Below are 315 nucleotides of genomic sequence, written 5' to 3'. Positions count from 1 at the left end.
AGTGGTGAATAGCCGACAAGAATATCAGAGAATTTTTGTATATTTTGCTCGTGCATTGCTTCTAAAACGGCCTGGTATGTGAGCCAAGTGGCGTGAAGTGTTGGGAATGATCGGAAAACAAGGTCCAATGCTTCCTCTTCAGTCATCAATTCTTTTACGCCAGCTAAATAGGCACGAGTGTTTTTGTTCAGCTTGTCGTATGACTTCATAAACAAACGCCACTGACTCTTCATGATGGCGTATTCGCGAGAATACCGCTTATCCTCAATGCTGCGCTGGTCAGCCACGCGTTGTCCCGTGAGAGCTTGCGCTACG

Annotated in this window: 1 protein-coding gene; it reads right to left on the bottom strand. The window is 46.3% G+C overall.

Going from position 1 to position 315, the window contains the following annotated elements; genetic code table 11:
- A partial coding sequence (locus tag EST42_RS06180) for a transposase (RefSeq protein ID WP_209019481.1) occupies positions 1-315 on the bottom strand: 315 nt, incomplete at both ends.

Origin of the sequence: Weissella cibaria (genome assembly GCF_004521965.1) — a bacterium.
Lineage (GTDB): Bacteria > Bacillota > Bacilli > Lactobacillales > Lactobacillaceae > Weissella > Weissella cibaria_A.
The sequence above is the reverse complement of the archived record's forward strand: the minus strand, read 5'-3'. Positions and strand labels throughout refer to the sequence as shown.